Origin of the sequence: Streptomyces sp. KLMMK (assembly GCF_036961605.1) — a bacterium.
GTDB classification, from domain to species: domain Bacteria; phylum Actinomycetota; class Actinomycetes; order Streptomycetales; family Streptomycetaceae; genus Streptomyces; species Streptomyces telluris.
Map to the genome: position 1 here is coordinate 18,144 of NZ_JBAMDC010000013.1, position 16,501 is coordinate 34,644.

Annotated in this window: 9 protein-coding genes; 8 read left to right on the forward strand and 1 reads right to left on the reverse strand. The window is 70.3% G+C overall.

Features of this window, described 5'->3' with window-relative positions; genetic code table 11:
* The first annotated feature begins 13 nt into the window (after positions 1-13).
* Genes V7793_RS04240 through V7793_RS04255 form a run of 4 tightly spaced genes read left to right on the forward strand, consistent with a single transcriptional unit; the run spans position 14 to position 3,676 of the window.
* Complete coding sequence (locus V7793_RS04240; protein ID WP_335581532.1) at positions 14-835, forward strand: [LysW]-aminoadipate kinase; 822 nt, start codon at positions 14-16, stop codon at positions 833-835.
* Positions 832-1,896, forward strand: coding sequence for a M20/M25/M40 family metallo-hydrolase (locus tag V7793_RS04245; protein ID WP_335581533.1), 1,065 nt, complete (start codon positions 832-834; stop codon positions 1,894-1,896). The genes V7793_RS04240 and V7793_RS04245 overlap by 4 nt, the downstream gene beginning before the upstream one ends.
* Positions 1,893-2,702, forward strand: a complete 810-nt coding sequence (locus V7793_RS04250) for a transketolase (protein WP_335581534.1) — start codon at positions 1,893-1,895, stop codon at positions 2,700-2,702. Before V7793_RS04245 ends, V7793_RS04250 begins: the two co-directional genes overlap by 4 nt.
* Positions 2,703-2,713: 11 nt before the next feature.
* On the forward strand, positions 2,714-3,676 hold the full coding sequence (locus V7793_RS04255; RefSeq protein WP_335581535.1) for a transketolase family protein: 963 nt from the start codon (positions 2,714-2,716) through the stop codon (positions 3,674-3,676).
* A 16-nt stretch (positions 3,677-3,692) separates the two neighbouring features.
* Here V7793_RS04255 and V7793_RS04260 read toward each other — a convergent pair whose 3' ends face one another.
* Positions 3,693-5,084 (reverse strand): DegT/DnrJ/EryC1/StrS family aminotransferase, encoded by a 1,392-nt coding sequence (locus V7793_RS04260; protein WP_335581536.1) that lies wholly within the window; start codon positions 5,082-5,084, stop codon positions 3,693-3,695.
* Between the two features lie 209 nt (positions 5,085-5,293).
* On the opposite strand from V7793_RS04260, the gene V7793_RS04265 reads away from it, so the two are divergent.
* The 4 genes from V7793_RS04265 to V7793_RS04280 all read left to right on the forward strand — a co-directional run bounded on the left by V7793_RS04265 (position 5,294) and on the right by V7793_RS04280 (position 16,359).
* Positions 5,294-7,087, forward strand: a complete 1,794-nt coding sequence (locus V7793_RS04265; protein ID WP_335581537.1) for a condensation domain-containing protein — start codon at positions 5,294-5,296, stop codon at positions 7,085-7,087.
* A gap of 8 nt (positions 7,088-7,095) precedes the next feature.
* Complete coding sequence (locus tag V7793_RS04270) at positions 7,096-15,030, forward strand: amino acid adenylation domain-containing protein (protein WP_335581538.1); 7,935 nt, start codon at positions 7,096-7,098, stop codon at positions 15,028-15,030.
* Positions 15,031-15,069: 39 nt separating this feature from the next.
* Positions 15,070-16,050, forward strand: a complete 981-nt coding sequence (locus tag V7793_RS04275; RefSeq protein WP_335581539.1) for a helix-turn-helix transcriptional regulator — start codon at positions 15,070-15,072, stop codon at positions 16,048-16,050.
* Positions 16,051-16,146: 96 nt separating this feature from the next.
* Positions 16,147-16,359, forward strand: a complete 213-nt coding sequence (locus V7793_RS04280; RefSeq protein ID WP_335581540.1) for an MbtH family protein — start codon at positions 16,147-16,149, stop codon at positions 16,357-16,359.
* Positions 16,360-16,501: the final 142 nt, after the last annotated feature.

The window sequence follows — 16,501 nt, forward strand, 5'->3', positions numbered from 1 at the left end:
GCTGATGGAGCGAATGCGGGACATACTCGTGGTCAAATGCGGTGGGAACGCCGCTGTGCGGTCGGAGGCGATCTGCGCGGACGTCGCCGCCGTGCACCGCGGTGGCAGGCCGGTGATCCTCGCCCACGGCGGTTCGGCCGACATCGACAGCCTTGCCGAACGCCTCGGAGTGCCTTCCCGCCGGCTCGTCGCCCCGGACGGGGTGTCGACCCGGTACACCGACGACCGGACTCTCGAAGTGGTGCAGCTGGCGCTGGCCGGCTCGGTCAAACCCCGTCTGCTGGCCACCCTGCGCGCGTGCGGAGTGAACGCGGTCGGGCTGACCGGCCTGGACGCCGGACTTCTCGTGGCCGCCCGCAAGCCGGCGCACCGCGCACTCATCGGCGGACGCCGGGTCGTGGTCAGGGACGACCACAGTGGACGGATCGTCGAAGTGAACGGCGACTTGCTGTCCACGGTGCTCGAGGCGGGGCTGCTGCCCGTGGTGTCGCCACCGGCCCTGGCCCAGGACGGCCGTGTGGTCAACACGGACGCGGACCGTGCCGCCGCGGCCATCGCGGGCGCCGTCCGGGCGAGCACCCTTGTGCTGCTCACCGGGGCGAGGGGGGTGCTGGCCGACCGGTACGACGAACGGTCGGTGCTCCCCGTCTGCCGGGTTCCCCGTCAGGGAACGCCTCCGGTGACCACTGGAGGAATGGGGATCAAGCTGGTCGCGGCTCGCGAGGCACTGCTGGCCGGTGCGCACCGCGTCCTGATCGCGGACGGCCGTCGACCGCATCCGGTCCAGGAGGCCCTGGCGGGCTCGTGCACCGAAGTGCTCCTGGAGGAAGAGTGACAGGGTTCTCCGACCCGGCCGCGGTCGAACTGCTCCACGGCATGCTGAGGATTCCCTCACCGTCCTTCGCGGAGTCGGAGCTGGCCGGTTACGTGGTGGATGCCATGCGCGGAGCCGGTCTCACCGCGCGGATCGACGGGGCGGGCAACGCGGTCGGGGAGATCCGGCGTGGCCCGGGCCCGACGGTGATGTTGCTCGGGCACATGGACACCGTGCCGGGGGACGTCCCGGTGCGGGTGGTCGGCGATCGCTTGTACGGCAGGGGTTCGGTCGACGCCAAGGGGCCGCTCGCCACGATGATCTGCGCGGCCGCCGGCAGTACCGGATTCCGCGGCCGGATCGTGGTCGTGGGTGCGGTGGAGGAGGAGACCACGATGTCCCGGGGTGCGGTGGAGATCCGCCGTACGCACGAGCCACCGGACGCGCTGATCATCGGCGAGCCCAGCGGCTGCGACACGGTCGTCCTGGGGTACAAGGGAAAAATCGACCTCCGCTACCACGTGCGGTGCGAGGCGACCCACCCCAGCAACGTCGTGCCCAAAGCGTCCGAGCTGGCGACGCGGGCGTGGACGGAACTCCTGGAGCTGCTCGGCCCGGAGGCGAGCCATGCCCGGTTCGACTCTCCCGGCCCGACCCTGACGTCGATCAACGGCGGACTGACGTCCGCCACCGCGGAGTTCAGTATCCGCATTCCCCCGGGCTTCGACGGTGAGAGCCTGGTGACCGCGCTGTCCGAGCGGTCGGCCCCGGGCACGCTCCAGGTCGTCAACACGGTGCGTGCCTGCCGTGTCGGCCGCAACGATCCCGTGGTGCGGGCCCTCTCGGTCGCGATCCGTGCGCAGGGCGGCAGCCCGAGGGCGAAGGTGAAGACCGGCACCTCCGACATGAACACACTTGCGGAGAAGTGGACGACGCCGATGGCCACCTACGGACCAGGGGACAGCAGCCTGGACCATTCCGACCGGGAACACATCAAACTGTCCGAGTATCTGTTCGGTATCCGGGTGCTGACCCGGGCACTGGCCGAACTGGACGGGCATCTCACCGGAGAGGGCCGATGAGCGACGACCACGCGCGCAAGGCACGGGAACTCATCGTGCGTATGTGCGCCAACCCGGAAGGCGGCCACCTCGGCGGGTCGATGTCCCTGGTCGAGATCCTGGTCACGCTCTACCATCACGTGTTGCGGATCGACCCGCGGCTGCCGCAGGCGCCGGACCGGGACATCCTCCTGCTGAGCAAAGGACACGGCGCGATCGGCCTGTACGCCGTCCTGGCGGAGCGAGGCTTCTTCCCGGAGGAGCGGCTGGCGAGCTACGGCGCTCCGGACAGCATGTTCACCGCACACCCGAACCCGGCCGTTCCCGGGGTCGAGATGCCGACCGGGTCGCTCGGGCACGGACTGCCCCTCGGCGTCGGCTTCGCGCTCGCCGCACGGCTGGACGGGAGCGACCGGCGTTGCTTCGTCGTGCTCGGCGACGGCGAACTGCAGGAGGGCTCGGTCTGGGAGGCCGCGATGGCTGCCGGTGCCCAGCGACTGGACCGGCTGGTGGCGATCGTGGACCGCAACGGGCTGCAGATCAGCGGTGACACGGAGGAAACCGTGGGCCTCGAACCGCTGGGGGACCGCTGGCGCGGCTTCGGGTGGACGGTGCGTGAGGTCGACGGGCACGACACGGACCAGTTGCGGACGGCCCTGTCGGGTATCCCGCACACCCCGGGCAAACCGACCGTCGTGCTGGCCCGCACGGTCAAAGGCAAAGGATTGCCCTACATCGAAGGCCAGGCCCGCAGCCACTACGTCCGGCTCACCGAACGCGGGCACCGGCGTGCCCGTGCGGCGGTGCTGCGCGGCGAACGACCCTGAACGGAGACGACATGTCCGTCGTGACAGCCGAACCCACCGCGTCGGACCAGGCCCGCGCGGCCCGGGAGATCTACCGGGACGTACTGGTCGAGTTGGTCGGCGAGGACGAACGCTATGTGTGCCTGGACAGCGACACCGGTCTGTTCTCCGCCACCTCATGGGGCGAGGCCGCGCGGCGGTACCTCAACCTCGGTATCGCGGAACAGAACCTGATGGGTGTGGCGGCGGGACTGGCCAGATCCGGCCGGATTCCCTTCGTCAACACCATGGCGACCTTCGCCGCCACCCGCGCGCTGGAAGCGGTGAAACTCGACATCGCCTGGAACGACCTGCCGGTGCGGATCGTCGCCACCCACGGCGGGCTCTCCGCCGGCCATCTCGGTTCCACCCACCATTCACTGGAAGACCTCGCCATCATGCGGATGCTGCCGAACATGACGGTGCTGGTACCCGCGGACGGCCCCGCCACCGAGAGCCTGGTCCGAGCCGGCGCGGAGCTGCCGGGACCGGTGTACCTGCGCCTCGGGCGCGGCGCGACGCCGACCCTGGCATCGCGGGAGCCGGTGCGGATCGGGGTCGCGCAGCGCCTGCGCCGGGGAACCGACGTGACGCTGATCGCCACCGGACCGTATCCCGTGCTCACCGCGGTCGAGACCGCCGACGAACTGGCCGGTGCCGGGATCGACGTGGCCGTGCTCAACATGCACACGGTCAAACCACTCGATCACGAGGCGATCGTCACGGCCGCCACCTGCACGCGCGGAATCGTCACCATCGAAGAACACTGGGCGGCCGGGGGCCTCGGTTCCGCCGTGGCCGAGGTCGTGGCCGGCCTGGATGTCGCCTGTCCGGTACGGCGGGTGGCGGTGGCCGACCGGTTCGCCGCCGGTACCGGAGGACACCGTCATCTATTGGCGCGCAACGGGATCTCCGGCGCGACGGTGACGGAGCAGGTGCGACGGCTGCTGGCTTGAACCGCAGCCGTCGAGGTCACCGATCACGGAACGCCGTGGACCATTCGGCGTCGGCGATCTCCGAGGCGCGTTCCCAGTGCGGCTTGTAGGGCGCCGTCGCGGCGACGGCGGCCAGTGCGTCGCGGTGCTGCCAGACCTTCTCGAACGCGTCGGCGTACCTGTCGAGCAATGGTCCTGACTCCGGGTGCAGGTGCGCTTTCTGAAGGGTGAAGGAATCGTCGAGGACCCGCAGGGTGGCCGGGAAGTCCTCGGCGCGGTAGGGGCGGGCCACGACGCCGGGCAACGCCCAGGGATAGGCGCCGAACCCACGCTGTTCGGTGAACACCCGCTGCGCGGGCAGCGGCTGGAGCTGGTAGGGCGCGGCGGGCACCCCTTCGGCACGCAGGGCTCGCTGTACGACAGCGCGCAGCGGGCCCGCGAACTCGTCGGCCAGCCCGAAGGCGGCGGGGTTCACCCGGAAGCGCAGGATGTGCCAGGCATGGGTGCGATCCCGGGGGACCTCGGGCACCAGGAATCCGGGGTACGCGGCCAGCCGTCCCAGCAGCCGGCGGACATTCTCCTCGCGGGCGGCCGCTTCGGCGGGGAACCGCGTGAGACGGCTACGGGTGAAGGCCGCCTGTATCGCGTTCGGTTTGCAGTTCCAGCCCAGCAGATGCGCGACGTAGCTGCGTTCGCCGTCGGCTGGAATGAGTTCACCGAACTGCCGCAGCATGATCGCCCTCGTCGCCACATCCGCGTCATCGGTCGTGATCAGACCGCCCTCCCCACAAGTGGCGAGATTCTTGCTGACGTTGAGACTGAACGTGTTCACTGCACCGATCGAACCCACGGCCCGGCCCTGGTACCGGGCGCCGTGCGCCTGCGCGGCGTCCTCGACCACGGCGACCCCGTGCCGGGCGGCGATCGCGGTGATCCGGTCCAGGTCGGCGGGCAGACCGTGCAGGTGGACCACGACGATCGCCTTGGTGCGGCGGGTGATCGCGGCTTCGAGCGCCGCGGGGTCCAGATTGAACGTGGCGGGGTCGATGTCCACGAAAACCGGCACGGCCATGAGGTGAAGCGGAGCGGTGGCGCTGCCGATGAAGCTCAAGGCCGGCACGATGACCTCGTCGCCGGCCCCCACGCCCACGGCGCTCAGCGCGACCGACAGCGCCGCGGTTCCGTTGCTCACCGCCACACAGTGCTCCGTGCCGACGTGCTGCGCCCACTCCCGCTCCAGCCCCGCGATCTCCTGCTCTCCTGACGAGGCGGAGGTGAACCGGCCGGACCGCAGTACCCGGTGGGCCGCCTGCTCGTCCTGCTCGGTCACCATCGGCCAGGGCCTGATCCGGAGTTCCCTGGGTACGGCTCGTTCGCCGCCGAACATCGCAAGGTCGACCGCCGGCCGGGCCGGTTGCTGGATTGTCACCGTTGAGCCTCTTCTCGATGTGATTCCGTGCGAACGTCGCGCCTGTCAGTGTCGGCGTGCGCCGTCGCGTCCGGCGGCAATCGCACCGGCAATTCACATGCCCTCCTTTGTGGTCCTCCCTCGGATTGCCGCTGCGACTGCCGCCGGCGGCGACCGCCGCTCGATAGCTTCGTTCTCGATTCCAGACCGGACTCGGAATGAGGGAATACGTGACCAGCCCTTTCGATGAACCGAATTCGAGTGTGGCCGGGCGAAATCCGGTCACCCGGCGCCAGCGCGTCCTCTGCGGACTGGTCGCCGACGTGCTCCGGGTGAGCGACGTGGGGCTCGACGACGGCTTCGTGGCGCTCGGCGGAGACAGCATCATCGCCATGCAACTCGTCAGCCAGGCGCGGAAAGCCGGTCTGCGGATCACCGTCGGTGATGTGCTGAGGCACCGGAACATGGAAGCACTGGCGGAGGCGGCCACCACGGTCGGCCAGGAGCCGACGCCCGTCGCGGACAGCGGGGTGGGACCGGTCGTCACCACTCCCATCATGCACTGGTTCCGGGAGCGCGGTGGTGGGGTGGACACCTACAACCAGTTCGCGGTCCTGCGTACACCTTCAGGACTGACGGAAACGCACCTGATCTCGATGGTGCAGGCTTTGCTCGACCACCACGACGTCCTGCGCCTGCGGCTGTCCGTGCTCGGCGGCGAGGAGGACTGGGTGCTCGAAACCCTGCCGGTGGGCGCGGTCGACGCCGCCTCGGCCGTCCGGCGGATCGACGTGGCAGGGCGTCCCGAGGGTGCCTGGGCCGCGCTGGTCCGGCAGGAGTCGGATGCGGCGCGCGACAGGCTTCGCCCGCGGGAGGGCAACGTCCTCCAGGCCGTGTGGTTCGATGCCGGACCGGATCGCCGGGGCAAGCTCGCGTTGGTCGCCCATCACCTGGCCATCGACTCCATTTCCTGGCGCATCCTGGCTGCCGACCTCGCGACGGCCTGGCGAGGGGTCGAAGAGAACGCCGCGATCGCCCTCGATCCGGTGCCGAGCTCGTTCCGCCGCTGGTCCGAAGTGCTCAGCGAGCAGGCGCATGCGCAGGCCGCCGTCGCGGAACTCCCCGGCTGGCTCGAACGGTTGCGTCCCGGCGCCGCCCGGTTCGGAGACCGGGCGAGGGTGCACGGACATGACCAGGAAAGCCGGGACCGGTGCTTCACCGAGTCCCTGCCTGCCGAGTTCACGGAGGAGCTGCTGACCGCGGTGCCGTCGTTGTTCAACGCCGGCATCAACGACGTTCTCCTCGCCGGTCTCGCGCTGGCGATGGGCGACTGGCATCGCGGACGCGGCACGGCGGGCGACGGCACCGCGCTGCTGCACCTGGAAGGCCACGGCAGGGAAGGCGCGCTCGCGGACGTGGACCTCTCCCGGACCGTGGGCTGGTTCACCAGCATGTTCCCGGTCAGGCTCGAACTGGGGGAGCTGGACTGGGCGGATGTGGACGCCGCCGGGCCTGCGGTGGGGACCGCGGTGAAACGGATCAAGGAGCAAGTGCGCGGCATTCCCGACAAGGGGGTCCGGTACGGCCTCCTTCGCTATCTGAACCCGGAAACCGGTGCGCTGCTGGAGCAGGCGGCCCAGCCGGAGTTCGTCTTCAACTACCTGGGCCGCTTCGAGGCCTCGGACGACACCGACTGGTCGGTCGTACCGGAGCACGGGACCGGCTTGGACGACACGGGGCCAGGCATGCCCATGGCCCACAGCATCGAGGTCAACGTGGCCACGGTGGACCAGGCGGACGGTCCGGTGCTGCGTGCCACCTGGACCTGGGCCGGCAGCGTCGTGTCCGAAGCGGACACACGCGAGCTGGCGGAAACGTGGTTCCGGATGCTCCGGACCCTGGTCACGCACGCCCGCGAACCCGGAGCGGGCGGACTCACCCCCTCCGACCTGACCCTGAACTCGCTCAGCCAGGACGAACTCGAAGAGATCGAATCCGAACTGCGGGCTATCCGAGGAAGTTGACACTGAAGATGAGCCGATCAGTAGTCGAGGACGTCCTTCCGCTGTCGCCCCTTCAGGAAGGGCTCCTCTTTCACGCGCTGTTTGACCGGGGAACGCACAGCCCCTACCTCGCACAATTCGCGGTGGACCTCGACGGACCGGTGGATACCGCGCTCCTGAGGGCGGCCGCGGAGACCGTGATACGGCGCCACGCCACGTTGCGGTCCGGATTCCGGTACCGGAAATCAGGTGAACCGATACGGGTGGTCCGCCGCGATGTCCCACTGGATTGGCGGGAGATCGAACTGGGGCCGGAAGGGGGCGCGCAGGAGCGGTTCGCCGAACTCACCGAGCAGGACTGGGCACGAGGCATCGACGTCGGCGGATCGTCGTTGATCCGGTTCACACTCATCGGGCACACCGACCGCCGCCACCGGCTTCTCGTCACCGCCCACCATCTCCTGCTGGACGGATGGTCCTTCGCCCTGCTGTTCCAGGAGCTGTTCGCCGTGTACTCCCGGGGAGGCGGCACCGCCGGCCTGGCGCCGGTGCGTCCGTACCGGGACTACCTGGCGTGGCTGGCGGCACAGGACCGGGCCGGCGCGGAGCGGCACTGGGCAGCGGCCCTGGAGGGGGTCGTCGAGCCCACCCTCGTCGCGTCCGCCGATTCCCGGACCGGTCCGCCGCCCGAGGAGGTGGCGGTGCTGCTGCCGGCGGAGACGACGGCGCTGCTGACCGCGCACGCCCGGCAGAACCACGTCCTGCTCAACACGGTGTGCCAAGGGGTATGGGCCATCCTGGTCGGCTCGCTCACCGGGCGCGACGATGTCGTGTTCGGCTCGACGGTCAGCGGCCGTCCGGCGGAGCTTGCCGGCGCGGACTCGCTGATCGGGATGCTCATCAACACGGTCCCGGTGCGGGTGCGGCTGGACCGGGCGGCTTCGGTGAGCGCGCTGTTCGAGCAGATCCAGTCGGGACGCGCCGCATCCCTCGACCACGATCACCTCGGCCTGACGGAGATCCAGCGCCTCACCGGTTGTCCCACCGCGCTCTTCGACACCAACGTGGTCTTCGACAACTTCCCGATGCATGACTACAAGGTCGACTCGCCCGACGGCGAACTCGAGGTGGGCGTCACGTTCCGTGACAGCGCGCACTACCCGCTGACCCTCGCCGTCGAACCGGGCGAGCGGCTCGCCCTGCGTCTGCACTACCGTCCGGACCTGTTCACCGCTGCCGAGGCGGCCGAACTCGCCGAACGGCTGAGGCTGCTGCTGGAACAGGTGGCCGCGGATCCGGACCGGCCGCTCTCCGCGCTGACCGTGCTGTCGCCCGATCAGCGCGACCGGGTCGTACGGGAGTGGAACGACACCGCGGTCGAGCTGCCCGAGGTGACGCTTGCCGAGCTGTGGTCGGAGCAGGTCCGGCGCACGCCACAAGCGACGGCCCTGGTGGGGCCCGACGAGCGACTGAGCTACGCCGAGCTGGACGAACGAGTGGACCGGCTGGCGGCGCAGCTCGCTCACAGAGGTGCGGGCCCGGACCGGGTCGTGGCCGTGGCACTGCCCCGTTCGGTGGATCTCGTGGTCGCGATCCTCGCGGTGGTCAAAGCGGGCGCGGCCTACCTTCCGGTGGACCTGGACCACCCCGCAGGGCGGATCGCCGCGATGCTCGCGGACGCCGGGCCGGTCCTCGTGCTGACCGACTCGAAGAACGCCGGCGCCCTTCCCGGCTCCCCACCGAGGCTGCTGCTCGACGAGCCGGTCGAGCCCGTTTCCGCCCGGCCGGTACGGCTGCGTCCGGCGCACTCCGCCTATGTCATCTTCACCTCCGGATCCACCGGACGGCCCAAGGGCGTCATGGTCCCGCACGCGGCCATCGTCAACCGTCTGCTGTGGATGCAGGGGCAGTATCGGCTCACTGATGCCGACAGGGTGCTGCAGAAGACCCCGGCCGGATTCGACGTGTCGGTCTGGGAGTTCTTCTGGCCGCTGATCTCCGGCGCGACCCTGGTGCTGGCGAAGCCCGGCGGACACCGCGACCCCGGCTATCTCGCCGAGCTGATCCGGCGTGAATCGGTGACCGTCACGCACTTCGTGCCCTCGATGCTGCAAGCGTTCCTCCGGGAGCCCGGTGCGGCCGACTGCACGGGCCTGCGCCGGATCATCTGCAGCGGCGAGGCCTTGCCCGCGGAAACGCAACGCGAACTGTTCGCCACACTCGGCTCCACCGAGCTGCACAACCTCTACGGGCCGACCGAAGCCGCTGTCGACGCGACCTACTGGCAGTGTCGCCGTGGCGACGAGGGAAGGTCGGTGCCGATCGGCCGGCCGCTGGCCAATGTGTCGGCGTTCGTGCTGGACGGTGCCCTGCGGCCGGTGCCGCCGGGGGTGGTGGGCGAGCTCTACCTGAGCGGGATCCAGCTCGCCAGGGGCTACACCGGGCGTCCCGCGCTGACCGCCGAGAGGTTCGTGGCCTGCCCGTTCTCGGCGGGGGAGCGGATGTACCGGTCCGGTGACCTGGTCCGGTGGACCGCCGACGGGGAGCTGGAGTTCGTCGGCCGCGCGGACGCGCAGGTGAAGATCCGGGGCTTCCGTGTGGAGCTCGGCGAGGTCGAAGCCGTGCTGGCCGGCCACCCCGAGGTGACCCAGGCCGCGGTCGTCCTCCGGGAGGACCGGCCGGGTGACCAGCGCTTGGTCGCGTATGTCGTGGCCCGGTCCCGCGGCCTCACGGACCAGGAGCTTCGCCGGTATGTGTCGGACAGCCTGCCCGACTACATGGTCCCCGCCGCCGTGGTCCTGATCGAGACCATGCCGACGACGGTGAACGGGAAACTCGACCGTGCCGCGCTGCCGGAGCCGGACCGGACCGCGCACGCCGTGCGGGAGCCTCGGAGCCCGCGCGAGGAGATCCTGTGCGAACTCTTCGCGGAAGTGCTCGGAGTGCCCCGCGTGGGGATCGACGATCACTTCTTCGACCTGGGAGGGCACTCCCTCCTCGCGCTCCGGTTGCTCTCCCGGATCCGGTCGGTCCTGGGAGAGGGATTCGAGATCCGGGACCTGTTCGCCGAACCCACGGTGGCCGGACTGGCCCGGCTGACCGGCGCCGCGCGTCCGGCGTTGACCGCCCGGGCAGGGGCGGATCCCGTGCCGCTGTCGTTCGCCCAGCGTCGGCTGTGGTTCCTGAACCGGATGGAACGCGGCGCAGGGACGTACAACGTGCCCGTCGCGGTCCGTCTCACCGGGACGGTGGACGGGGACGCTCTGGCACGGGCGCTCGCCGACGTGGCAGAACGGCACGAGAGCCTGCGCACGGTCTTTCCCGAGGACGCCGGTGAGCCGCACCCGGTGGTTCTGGACTCGGTCCCCGGGATCGAGGTCGTCGAGGTGGCGCCGCCCGACCTCGCCGGCGCCATGGCGGAGCGGGTTCGTCACCGGTTCGACCTCACCGAGGACGCACCCCTCCGGGCCACGTTGTTCCTGCTCGGTCCTGAGCAGCAGGTACTGCTGCTGGTCATCCAGCACATCGCGGCCGACGGATGGTCGCTGCGCCCGCTGCTGAGGGACCTCGGCCTGGCTTACACCGCCCGATGCGAGGGGACCGCACCGGACTGGCCGCCGCAGCCGGTGCGCTACGCCGACTACACACTGTGGCAGCGAGAGCTGCTCGGCGGCGCCGAGGACCCGGCGAGCCTGATGAGCCGTCAGCTGGATTACTGGCGCACGCAACTGGCCGGGCTGCCCGCGGAGCTGACGTTGCCGGTGGACCGGCCGCGCTCCCCGGTGGCGGCACAGTCCGGTGGGATCGTGGCTGTCCACTGGGAGCCGGAGCTGCACAGCAGGCTGCTCGAACTCGCCAGGTCCGCCGGCTGCACCCTGTTCATGGTGGTGCAGGCGGGCTTCGCGGCGCTCCTGACCCGTATGGGCGCGGGCACCGACATCCCCTTCGGCACCCCGGTGGCGGGCCGGTCGGACAGCGCGCTCGACGATCTGGTCGGGTTCTTCGTCAACACCCTGGTGCTGCGTACCGACACTGCGGGCGACCCCGGGTTCGCCGAGCTGCTGCGGCGGGTCCGGGACACCGACCTGGAGGCGTTCGCCCACCAGGACGTCCCGTTCGAGCGTCTAGTCGAGGACTTGCAGCCCGAGCGGTCGCTGTCCCGGAACCCTCTGTTCCAGGTCATGATCCAGGTGCAGCACGCCGAGACCACCACCCCGGACTTCGCCGGACTCGAGGGCGAACGGGCCCAGGTGACCTGGGACGTCGCGAAGTTCGACCTCAGTCTTGAACTGGTGGACGAACGCGATGCCCAGGGCGCACCGGCCGGGCTGACCGGCTACCTCGAGTACGCCGAGGAGCTGTTCGACCGGACCACCGCCGAACAGCTCGTGATGCGCCTGCGACGGCTGCTGGAACAGGTGCTCGCCGCCCCGCAACGACCGATCAGCGCTGTCGACGTGCTCTCGGACGGGGAACGGCGACGCCTCCTCCCCGAGCGTCCCGCGCCCGCGCCGCAGACCGTGTTCCTGCCCGACGCGTTCCAGGAGCAGGTCGCCCGCACGCCGGACGTGACGGCGCTGGTCTTCGAGGACACCGCGATGACCTACGCCGAACTCGACGCACGTGCCACCCGGCTCGCTCGCCGCCTCGTGAGCCGGGGTGCGGGCCCGGACCAAGTGGTGGCGGTGGCCCTGCCCCGCTCCACCGAACTGGTGGTCGCGCTCCTGGCCGTACTGAAGTCGGGCGCCGCATTCCTGTTCGTCGACACGGCGTACCCGGCCCGGCGGATCGCCTACCTGCTCAAGGACTCCGCCGCCGCGCTGGTCGTCACCGACAGCGAATCCGCCACGTCGCTGCCCGCATGCGAACCCGTGCTCATCGACGCCCCCGTGCTCGACGACGAGCCGTCGGAAGAACTCGAGGTCGCTGTCGCCGCGGACCATCCGGCATACGTCGTGTACACGTCGGGGTCGACCGGTCGGCCCAAGGGCGTGATGGTGACCCACGGCGGGCTGGCCAACCTGCTGGCCTTCTACCGCGCGGAGGTCATCGCCACCGCCGAGCGGATCCGTGGCTCGCGCCGCTGCCGGATGGCGCTGACGGCGTCCCTTTCCTTCGACACCTCGGTCGTCGGTCTGCTGTGGCAGGCAGTTGGCCACGAGCTCCACCTGATCGGCGACGACACCCGCCGCGACCCCGCCGCCATGGCCCGGTACATGGACCGGTGCGGCATCGACGCCCTCGACGTGATGCCCAGCTACGCCGAAGAGCTGATCCGGCAGGGGATGCTCGATCCGGCCGGAAGGCCGCCGGCGGTGGTGATGACCGGCGCGGAAACGGTGGGCGAGAAGCTGTGGGCACGGATCCGGGAAACCGAGGGGATCACCGTCTACAACATCTACGGACAGACCGAGACCACGGTGGACACTCTCTTCTGGGCATCGGACGAGAGTGACCGACCCCTGATCGGCCGTCCGATCGCCGGGGTGGACGTGTTCGTGCTCGACCCGGGACTGCGGCCCGTTCCACCGCGGGTGATCGGCGAACTGTACGTCGCAGGCGCCCAGTTGGCGCGAGGTTACGTGAACCGTCCCGGCCTGACCGCGGAACGGTTCGTGGCGAACCCGTTCAGTCCGGGCCGGCGCATGTACCGCACGGGCGACCTGGTCCGGTGGACCGGCGACGGCGCGCTGGAATTCCTCGGCCGGGCCGACGACCAGGTGAAGATCCGCGGCTTCCGGGTCGAACTCGGCGAAGTCGAGGCGGCACTGGCCCGCCACGAGGGCGTCGCGCACGCGGTGGCGGTCCTGCGCGAGGACCACCCCGGGGACAAACGTCTCGTCGGATACGTGCTCGCGCGGAACACGGAACTCGACGTGCGACGACTGCGCGAGTTCGCACGGCAGAACCTGCCGGACTACATGGTGCCCGCCGCGATCGTGGTGATCGACGAACTGCCGTTGACACCGAACGGGAAGGTGGACAGTGCCGCGCTGCCGAAACCGGCGTACCCCACCGGCACCCGGCGCGCGCCGCGCAATCTCCGCGAGGAACTCCTGTGCGGGCTGTTCGCGGACGTGCTCGGCCGCGACGCGGTAGGGATCGATGACGGCTTCTTCGACCTCGGCGGCCACTCCCTGCTGGCTGTGCGGCTGAGCAGCAAGGCGCGCTCCGTTCTCGGCGTGGAACTGCCGGCCCGTCTGCTGTTCAGCACCCCGACCGTGGCCGGGCTGGCGGAGAGCCTTGACGACATGCTCCCCGCCGGGCCGACGCTGCGGGCGGGGGAACGCCCGGACGTGCTGCCGCTGTCCTACGCCCAGCAGCGGCTGTGGTTCCTGAGCCAGTGGGAGGAGACGGGCTCCACCTACAACCTTCCCGTCGCTCTCCACCTGTCGGGGCCGCTGGACCGGCAAGCTCTCGAACAGGCGTTGTCCGATGTCACGGATCGCCACGAGAGTCTGCGGACGGTCTTCGTCGAACGGGACGACCGGCCGGTGCAGTCGGTGCTCGCACCGGGAGAGGTCCGGCCGGGACTGGTGCACCGAGAGGTGTCCGAGGCCGAGCTCGAGGCGGCCATTCGCGCGGCCGCGGACCACCGGTTCGAGCTGGCCGCACAGCCTCCCATGATCGCCCACCTGCTCACGACGGGCCAGGAGGATCACCTCCTGCTGCTGGTGTTCCACCACATCATCTGCGACGGCTGGTCGCTCGGACCGCTCCTGCGCGACCTCTCCGCCGCCTACGCCGCCCGCACGCGGCGCGAGGCACCCCAGTGGGACGCACTGCCGGTGCAGTACGCCGACTACGCGCTGTGGCAACGGGATCTGCTCGGCAGCGAGAACGACCAGGACAGTGTGCTGTCGCGCCAGCTGAGCTACTGGCGCGCCCAACTGGCCGACCTGCCGGTGGAACTGGCCCTGCCGACGGATCGGCCCCGGCCCGAGACCGGCGACTGCGCAGGGGGATCGGCGAACGTCGAGTGGGGCCCCGAACTCCATCGAAGCCTGCTCGCGGTTGCCAAGGAGCACGACTGCACGTTGTTCATGGTGCTCCAAGCCGGATGTGCCGCCCTGCTCAGCAGGCTGGGCGCGGGGGAGGACATTCCGATCGGCACCCCGGTGGCGGGCCGCTCGGACAGCGCGCTCGACGATCTGGTCGGGTTCTTCGTCAACACGGTGGTCCTGCGGACCGACGTCTCGGGGACCCCGAGCTTCGCGGAGCTGCTCCGTCGCGTCCGGGCCACCGACCTTGCGGCCTACGAGCACCAGGACGTCCCGTTCGAGCGGCTGGTCGAAGCGGTGAATCCACCACGCTCGCCCAGTCGTCACCCGCTCTTCCAAGTCATGGTCCAGCTCCAGCACGCGACCGCCGGCCCCGAGTTCCCCGGTCTGCGGGCGACCGAGCGGCCGGTCCCGTCGACCACCGCGAAATTCGACCTGGTCATCGACGTGGAGGAGCGGCTCGACCAGGACGGAGCGCCGGCCGGGCTGGTCGGCGCCCTGACGTACTCGACCGCGCTGTTCGGCGCCTCGACGGGTGAGGGGCTCGCGGACGGTCTGCGCCGGTTGCTCACACAGGTCGCCGAGAACCCGGAACGGCTGGTCGCCGACCTCGACGTACCACCCGTCCAGGACCGGCGGTCCCGTGACGTCACCGCATGCCCGGCTCCGTCGCGGGACGCGGCGCCGGCCACCACCGGCCCGCGTACGGGGCACGAGGAGGTGCTCGGCGAGCTGTTCGCCACGGTGCTCGGCCTGGACTCGGTCGGCATCGACGACAACTTCTTCGCCCTGGGCGGGCATTCGCTGCTGGCAACCCAGCTGATCTCCCGGGTGCGCACGACCCTGGGGCTGGAACTGCCGGTCCGCGAACTCTTCCGGTCCCCGACCGTCGCCGGGGTCGCCGCATACCTGGTGAAGGCCCGGCCCGCCCGCCCGGCGCTGCGGCCGGCCACTTCCCGCTGACAGCGGGGCGTTCACCGACACACCTGGGAGACGGACCTCATGCTCACCATGTTCGGACTGGAACTGATGGAAGAAGCGGTGTACCGGGAGATGCGCGCAGCACCCTCGCCGGGCGCCGAGACGATCGCCGACCGGCTGGCCGTCGCGCCGGACCTGGTACGTGCTTGCCTCGACCGACTGCTCGAACTCGGCCTGGTACGTCCCTCCTTCGGGGGACCGGACGGATTCGCCGCAGTGGATCCGATCTTGAGCTGGCAGCAGTCGCCGGCCGGCCGGCACGAGGAGTCGATGCGCCGGCAGCGGCGGCCCGCCCAAACCCATGCCGAAGTCGTCTGCCTGCTCATGTCCGGCGCCTCCGGCCCGTCGGGCAGGGTCGAACAGGTCGAGCGGCTCCTGGGGATGGAGGAGGTGCAGTGCCGGGTGGACCGCCTGGCGAGGGAAGCCACCCGCGAGGTGCTGACCTTCCGGCCCGGCGGCGCGCAGTCGACGCCGGAACTCATGGCGTCGCGCCGGAACGACGCGGCGTTGCTGAGCCGCTCGGTGTCGATCCGGACCGTCGGCACGGACACCGACTCCTACGACGCCGCGACGTTGGCGCACGTGCACTGGCTGACCAGCAGCGGGGGCCAGTTCCGCGGCTCCGAGGCCCCGCTGCCGAGAATGATCCTGGTCGACGGCTCGGTCGCACTGGTACCCGTCGACCCGGAGAACTCAGCGGCGGGCGCGCTCTATGTGACCGATCCCGGCCTCGTCGCCCCCATGGTCGTCCTGTTCGAACAGATCTGGTCGTCGGCCACACCGCTGGATGGCGAGCGGCCCGCGGGGGGCGACGCCCTGAGCGGCACGGAACTGGCACTGCTCAGGCTGGCCGCCAAGGGGTGCACCGATGCTGCCGCCGCAGGCCGGCTGCATATTTCGCCCCGGACCGCTCGACGCATGATGGCAGCGCTGATGGAGCGCCTCGGCGCTCGCAGCCGTTTCGAGGCCGGGGTCAAAGCCGCTCGGCTCGGCTGGCTCTGACCGTCGAACAGGCCGGCCGCGCCCGACCCCGACGCCATGTCGCATCCTCGGCCGATCTCCATGATCCGGCCTGATCACCTTGAAAAGGACAGTTCCGTGAACAACCCGTTCGATGACGAGAATGGCTCCTATGTCGTGCTGGCCAATGCGGAGCGACAGCATTCCTTGTGGCCCGCGAAAATCGACGTGCCCGCCGGATGGTCCACCGTGTTCGGAGCGGGAACGCGGACCGCGTGTCTGGATTACGTCGAGGAGAACTGGACGGACATGCGCCCCGCCAGCCTGGCGGCCACGATGAACGAGGCCTGACCGAGCTGACGCTGGAGCTGATGCGGGCCGGCTTCGGTGTTCGGGACACCTTCGTCCAAGCCGGCGCCAAGGTGAGCGTGCCGCTGCAGGTGTTCTCCGGTGCCGGCGATCCACTGATCAGCGCCGACGTCGGTTCCCGGTG

Coding starts and splice junctions, on each gene's coding strand:
- V7793_RS04240 (WP_335581532.1), top strand. CDS start 14: ATGCGGGACATACTCGTGGTCAAATGCGGTGGGAACGCCGCTGTGCGG.
- V7793_RS04250 (WP_335581534.1), top strand. CDS start 1,893: ATGAGCGACGACCACGCGCGCAAGGCACGGGAACTCATCGTGCGTATG.
- V7793_RS04255 (WP_335581535.1), top strand. CDS start 2,714: ATGTCCGTCGTGACAGCCGAACCCACCGCGTCGGACCAGGCCCGCGCG.
- V7793_RS04270 (WP_335581538.1), top strand. CDS start 7,096: ATGAGCCGATCAGTAGTCGAGGACGTCCTTCCGCTGTCGCCCCTTCAG.
- V7793_RS04275 (WP_335581539.1), top strand. CDS start 15,070: ATGCTCACCATGTTCGGACTGGAACTGATGGAAGAAGCGGTGTACCGG.